Here is a 7023-nt window from a genome sequence, read left to right on the forward strand (position 1 = left end):
TTCCTCCTTTATTTAATGGGTTCAAGCGTATTCCAGAAATCGTTAGTCGCATCCTTACAATAACGGCTCTCAATTCGCTCCTCAGGGTTTACCGGCCCATTGTAACCAAACCATTCATCAAATTTACGCGCAACATCTTGAACTAAAGGAACTTGAGTTGCAATTCTCGCTACATCGTGGTTCCATTGCTTAATTTTGTTCCACGAGCATACAGATATACAGTTCATGCATGCAGCGGTATATCCTATAAAAGAAAGACAACGAGCAGTTTCAGTTTGCCATTTGAGTGTATAGGGGTTTTCGGAAGGGGTACAGTCCTCGGGTTGCAGAATACGTGCTTCTTTCTCGTGGGAAATGGCTTGCCCCGGACAGGCGTCTGCACACTTAAGACAAAGACGGCAAAACTCTCGTACCCCAAAACTCTTTGGTTTGTCCGGAACAAGTTCCAAATCCGTATATACTTTAGCTATACGCACCCTGGGGCCGTATTTCTGAGTGACCAATAATCCGTTTCTTCCTGCCTCTCCTAAACCGGCTTGGACTGCAATAGGAACATTCATCCCGGTATCATTTCCCGATGGAATTGCTTTATATCCAAGCTTTCTCAAAAAAACAGCAAGCTTGTAGCTAATCTCTCCCATGCTTGAATACGCTTTACCTGCTGCAGCGTCCTCAAGAAGTGCGGGAGACGTACGGATAGCCCCGTAATCCATCTCAATAGCAATTGCAATTACACTTTTCGGTTTGAAACCGGCATATTTTTCCCAATCGGCATCATAAACGTAGTGTCCAAATACTTCAACTTCCTTATTTTGCAAGTACTTAAAAACATTATAGGGAGCATAGACAGTTTTTCCATTCGGCATTTTAAACGGCTTGGATATTATTCTTGCCCAGTTGGAGTAAGTCCAACGTTCATCGTAAGGTGCAATCCCGGCCAGGTCAGCACCCAAGAACCTCGCTGCTTTTTTAACGATTTTGCTGGCTTCGTCCGCTGAATTAAATTTCCATTGTTGCCCCTTCTGCTGTACTTCTTCTGCCACGGAATTATCCCAATTATACAATCCCTGAATATACACCGGCTCGTTAGCCTCTTCATTGGTTGCGGGATTAATAGGGTAGTGGGAAATCAATCCGCCTGGTCCGCAACCGGGTGCTGTAAATCCGTTATAATCCATTTCAACCGCCCAAGCTGCCTCACACATTGCTCCCTCCAGTCTACGCCATCCAACTTCCTTTTCGCGCTTATTCGGAGTAATACCGGCTTGTTGTGCAAAAAAGCTCACGCCCGTTTCAGGTATCGTGGCAGTTCTGCCTTTAATTCCCATAGCCTCTGCATTAATCATAGGAAGCTCTTTCCCTGTATCCTTTTTACCTGTAATTTTGGAAACGTCATCGCGCAGAAATTTGATCGGAGGCTCGGTCGGATCAAAAATCCTCATCCAGCCATCTTTAGTGACTGGAAACCGCCGATACCTACTGTCAACCTGATAAGGAAATTCGGAGACTTCCTTTACGGGAGCCACAATGTCTGCTGCTTCTGCTACTAAAGGATTAATTGTTTCCTTTGCAACCGCAGCCGAGGCGACTGCAACAGCAGCAGCGCCTAGCAGCGAGGTTTTAAAAAAGCCTCGTCTGTCCATGTCTTTCTTCATAAAAATTTACCTCCATAAAAATATTAGAATAACAATCTAATTATACTAATCCCCGAATATCGTACCTATAAATAGCTTTACAATTTTGAAATATTTGCATTCGCTAATTAATCATGGCTACCGATTGAAATAAGATAGGAGGCCTGTCTCAAAATAGAAAGTTATTTCTATGAGATGACCCGTTTCTATAAATGAAGAAAAGCGAACCCCAAAAGAATTCGCTTTATTATATAATTAAATTATGCAGAACCAATGATAAAAAGGCGGCAGACCAAGCGTCCCTTGCCATAGAGTAAGAGAATACTCGTACGCTTATGTAGCAGTCGCACCATACGATGGACAAATGGTATCACTGGTTTTGCCTTTTGCTAATACCGCCTGCATGAATATCTTCCTTCAAGAAGTCTCCAAAAGATATCCGGATGATTACATACTGATGGTTGCAGACAATGCCGCTTGGCATAAATCAAAAGGGTTGGAAATGCCAGAGAATATGGAAATATACCCGTTATTACCCTATAGTCCGGAACTTAAATCCTGTTGAACAGATCTAGGATGAAGTCAGGGAAAAGGAATTTAGAAATGAGCTATTTAATACATTAAAGCATGTTGAATTAAGACTTTGCGAAATACTCGCCAAATTAGAAAATGATACGACAATCGTAATAAGCATAACGGGCTGGGACTGGATAATATCTAATGTGTTATACGCGAATTAGTATTACGTCATATTTCATGCAAACACATACGCCCTAAAGACAACTGGATATATTCAGTTAGAATCTAAGTGGGACGGTATAAAAATATTCGAAAAGGAAATTCTAGTAAAAATATTAATTATAACTTAAGGATAACTGAAAGATATTTGGGGGCGGTATGTTTAAAAAACTGTTGAAGAGTGCTCTAGGCTTTAGCGGCAAAAGAGACTCTGGTAAGATAACTTCCCGACAACCTGGAGAAAAGCGGCCCCTCTCTGCAGACTATGATGATAATTTACAGACTTTACGGCAAGTTTTCGACCAATGTTTTGATATTCTCTTCCGCGAATTTTCCATTAATGCCGATACACCTCTACGTGCTTTTATTATTTATGTAGCCGGATTAACCAACCATGAAATGGTGAATGATCACTTATTGAAGAGTATCATGCAGGAAACGGCTAATTTACCATCATCAATACATCTGTCTAAGGCAAATGCACGGCAAGTCATTCAGGAACGTTTAATTGATTTGGACGAAACCAGTACGACGACTGATTTAATTGAACTCGTCCAAAAAGTTCTAGATGGCAATACCGTCCTGATTCTGGACGGATCAGCTACTGCGATTATCGCGGGTGTACGGGGTGTGGAAGGTAGAGCAATTAACGAACCTGACAGCGAACCTGGGGTTAGGGGACCGAAAGACGGGTTTGTAGAAGCTCTCAACACAAACATGAGTTTAATCCGACGCCGGATAAAAACCAGCCGCCTTAAAGCGGAAACTTTCGAGACAGGACTGTTGACAAAGACCAAACTGGCAGTATGTTACATCAAAGGGATCGCCAATGATAAAGTTGTGCAAGAGGTCAAGCAGCGGATTGGCAGGATTAATATTGATAGTGTGCTCAGCGGCAATCAGATTGAAGAACTAATTATGGATGAGGCTTTCTCTTTATTCCCCCTTGTGCAGTACACCGAGCGGCCGGACAAAGCCGCGGCTTCCTTATTGGAAGGACGGATTGTTATCTTAGTGGACAACTCACCAATGCCCCTGATTGTTCCGGTAACGTTTATTTCTCTGCTCCAGGCTGCCGAGGATTATTACAATAACGCGGTATTCGCCACTTCAGTCCGGCTTTTGCGCTTTGTTGCCTTGAACATTGCGTTATTGCTGCCGGCCTTAACTGTGGCAGCTTTTTCATTCCACCAGGAGTTGCTGCCAACAGCCCTAATAAGTACTGTTGCAGGCGCCCGGCAAGGTTTGCCTCTGCCAATCGTCTTAGAAATTCTAATGATCGAATTTGCCTTTGAACTCTTGCGCGAAGCCGGAGTACGCCTGCCCAAGACGATTGGTCAAGCCATCAGCACTGTCGGTGGTTTGGTCATTGGGCAGGCGGCAGTGAACGCGGGTCTTGTCTCACCCATCTCGGTCATTGTTGTGGCGACTACAGCCATCGCTTCATTCACGATCCCCAACTACGCTGCAGGTACTGCTCTGAGAATTTTGCGGTTTGTTTTGATAGTCCTCGCAGGTTTTTTCGGCGGAGTGGGAATCATCTCCGGTCTGATGGTTATTCTCTTCCATCTCTGCAGCTTACGTTCTTTCGGTATCCCCTACTTGTCACCGATTGCCCCCTTAAGCCCGGGTGACTTAAAGGACACCATGGTGTGTGCGCCCTGGTGGGCTATGCTCACGCGGCCATGGATGTCCGGGAGCAATGAGCCGGTCAGGCAGGACCCTGATCAAGGTCCGCTAAAACCGGATAAGGGAGGGCAAACGTCATAAATACGGAAAAGCTTTCAGGTACGCAGATTGCTATGCTGCTATACATCATCATCATGATTTCCGCGCTCTTGTTTGTGCCCGGGTTAACGGCTGAAAAAGCGAAACAATCCGCCTGGATCGCGATCGCTTTAGCCTCACTTCCCGGTTTCCTTTGCCTATGGATCGTATGGAAATTGGGTAAAAGGTTTCCAAAGAATACTTTGCCTGAATATACTGAAATCATCCTGGGCAAAGCCTTAGGCAAGGTTGTAGGCGGAGCCTATATATTATTTTTTCTTATGGTTAACATTCTATCCGTATGTGAGTTTTCCAAATTCCTGACGGTTTGCTTTATGCCGCAGACTCCGTCCATAGCTTTTAATGCCATTCTTGTCTTAATCGGGGCCTATGCGGCATCGAAAGGGATTGAAGTCATTGCCCGCGCAGCTCAATTCATCTTTCCTCTATTCGTGATTTCGTTACTTCTTCCATTGATATCCGTATTGCCCGCGGTGAAAGTAGGAAAGCTACTGCCATTCCTGGAGGGCGGGATCCTACCTGTGATTTGGGGATCTGTCCCCTCCATCATCGTGTATGGTGAGATCATTGTATTAGCTGTCCTGCTTCCCATGGTCAACAAGCCCGAGGAAGTAAAGCACAAAGGAGCTTTTGCCTTATTAGCAGCGGCAATTTTTCTCTCGGCAGGTATGATGTTCACCTTGATGATATTTGGGCCGAACCTTTCTGGGGAGTTGTTATTTCCTTTTTGGTTCCTCAGCAAATATATTGAATTTAGCAGCTACCTGCAGCGTGTAGAGGGCATCATTGCACTCCTTTGGATGGTTGGAATGATTATCAAAATTGCAGTTCTATATTATTTGGTATGTTTTGCAACAGCCAAAACCCTGGATCTGAAAAGTTATAAACCAGTTGTTTATCCAATGGCGCTTGTCTACATCCCAGCGGCAACTTTTCTGTTTCGTAATATGACAGAATTCCGACAATTCCTTGAATTGTACTGGCCGTATTTAGGATTCATTTTCGAACTGGTGTTGCCTTTGATTCTTCTGTTCGTAGCTGTAATCAGAAAAAAGCAAAGGAGCGTTAGCCGGTGAAAAAAAAATACCGTATTTTTGGCTTGCTTATACTGATTATCTTACAGTCTGTTATAAGCACCGGCTGCTGGAGCAGCAAAGAAGTTGAAAGCCTTGCCGTCGTCACCCTCCTGGGAGTAGACTATACGAATGAAAATGGCAGCGTCCAGTGGACAGTATCTTCAACCATCTTAAACCCACTCGGTCAGACTAAAGAAGGAGAGCAATCAAGCGCAAAGAGTAATCAGGAAACACTCTTGGTAGGTACCGGAAGGACTCTGCAGGAGACGATTTCAGCCTTTACTGCCCATTCATCTCGCACACCGTATTACGGTCATATTAGTGCTTTTATCATTGGAGAGAAGGCCGCAAAGGAAATGATAAGCGAATTCACTGAGACCGCAATGCGGTATTGGGAAAACCGGCCAAGGACATTGTTCATCGTAACTAAAGGAAAAGCGCTTGATGTATTGCAAGCGGGACCGGCCGTCGATAAGCTGCTTTCTAAAGAATTGAAGGAATTGGGTATGAAAAAAGCATTAGCCACCGGTTATTCCTATGGTGTAACTTTATTTGATTTTGCAGAGTGGTTAAAAAGTCCCGACAGGGATCCGGTAGCAACACTGGTCAATGTTGTTCCTTCGGAAGTTCCCGGATCAGGACAGCAAAATCTGATGGAGGGATTAGCTGTTTTCCAAGGGGGTAGACTCATAGGTTGGTTGAATAAAGACGAAACCATAGGATATTTATTAATAACACAAAATATAAATGGGGGTATTCCGTTAACGTTAATAAAAGATAATAAATTATTCTCATATTACATTAGTACTACAAAAAGCAAAATTGAGCCGGTGATAACCGGTGATAAAATATCTTACCGTGTACAAATTAAAGTTATAGGTGCAATTGCTGATAATTCAGGATTAAGACTAAAAGCAGAAGATATTAAGGAGCTTGAAGATGTTATCGAATACAGGCTGCAGGATCTGACCATGCAGACAGTTAAAAAGGCTCAGGAGTACAAATCAGATTTTCTTGGCTTTACAGAAAAACTCCATCGTACTAACCTCTCGGCATGGCAGACGCTAGGACCGGACTGGCGGAAATCTTTTAGCACAGCGGAAGTAGAAATCGTGGTCGATGCTAAGATCGTCCAAACCGGGATGTTGGGGGAATAAACTATATTGCAACTGATATTGTATTGTTAATTAAATTTCAACGCTTCCTTCGAATACCTTTTCCGGCTTTCCTGTCATATAGACCGTCTCATCCGTATATTTGACGACCAGATCGCCGCCTTTCAGCTTCACCAGAATATGCCGGTCTTTTTGGCAGTAACCATTCAGCACCGCAGCGACAACAGCTGCACAGGCGCTGGTACCGGCTGCAAGTGTTTCGCCGTTGCCGCGTTCCCAGACCCGCATTTTCAAGGTGTTTTGATCGATCATCGTAACAAATTCCACATTGACTCTTTCCGGAAATAACGGAGAATATTCGAAGGCCGGTCCTTCAGTATCCATCTGGATGCTTTCCTGGTTCTCCACAAAAACCACACTATGCGGATTCCCCATGGACACACAGGTGATGCGGTAATCGCGACCGGCAATCATAACCGGCTGGTTCACGATAACCTCTCCCGGCAATTTAACCGGAATCTTCTGAGGTTCCAGCTCCGCCGGCCCCATATCCACGCAGACCGAATCGACTTTCCCGTTTTGGATATAGAGTTTCAGTTTTTTAGTCCCGCTCAAGGTTTCAATCGAAATCCGATCCTTAACGATGATCTCGTTGTCGTACAGATATTTCCC

The 7023-nt window shown here is 44.2% G+C and carries 5 protein-coding genes; 3 read left to right on the forward strand and 2 right to left on the reverse strand.

The features are described 5' to 3' along the window. Positions 1 to 8: 8 nt before the first annotated feature. Positions 9 to 1655: a reductive dehalogenase gene (locus tag NC238_17875; protein ID MCM1567780.1), complete on the reverse strand. Its 1647-nt coding sequence runs from the start codon at positions 1653 to 1655 to the stop codon at positions 9 to 11. 876 nt (positions 1656 to 2531) lie between these two features. On the opposite strand from NC238_17875, the gene NC238_17880 reads away from it, so the two are divergent. The 3 genes from NC238_17880 to NC238_17890 are packed head-to-tail and all read left to right on the forward strand — an operon-like array spanning position 2532 to position 6393. Beyond that, entirely contained in the window at positions 2532 to 4142 is a 1611-nt protein-coding gene (locus NC238_17880; GenBank protein MCM1567781.1) for a spore germination protein, read from the forward strand. A 32-nt stretch (positions 4143 to 4174) separates the two neighbouring features. Then, positions 4175 to 5236: a spore germination protein gene (locus NC238_17885; GenBank protein MCM1567782.1), complete on the forward strand. Its 1062-nt coding sequence runs from the start codon at positions 4175 to 4177 to the stop codon at positions 5234 to 5236. Further along, positions 5233 to 6393 carry a Ger(x)C family spore germination protein gene (locus tag NC238_17890; protein ID MCM1567783.1) on the forward strand — a complete coding sequence of 387 codons (1161 nt, stop codon included), beginning with the start codon at positions 5233 to 5235 and terminating at the stop codon, positions 6391 to 6393. Before NC238_17885 ends, NC238_17890 begins: the two co-directional genes overlap by 4 nt. A 30-nt stretch (positions 6394 to 6423) precedes the next feature. Here NC238_17890 and dapF read toward each other — a convergent pair. Continuing rightward, positions 6424 to 7023: diaminopimelate epimerase (gene dapF, locus NC238_17895; protein MCM1567784.1), on the reverse strand; the 600-nt coding region annotated here is incomplete at its 5' end.

The sequence above is a fragment of the Dehalobacter sp. genome, assembly GCA_023667845.1.
Classification (GTDB): domain Bacteria; phylum Bacillota; class Desulfitobacteriia; order Desulfitobacteriales; family Syntrophobotulaceae; genus Dehalobacter.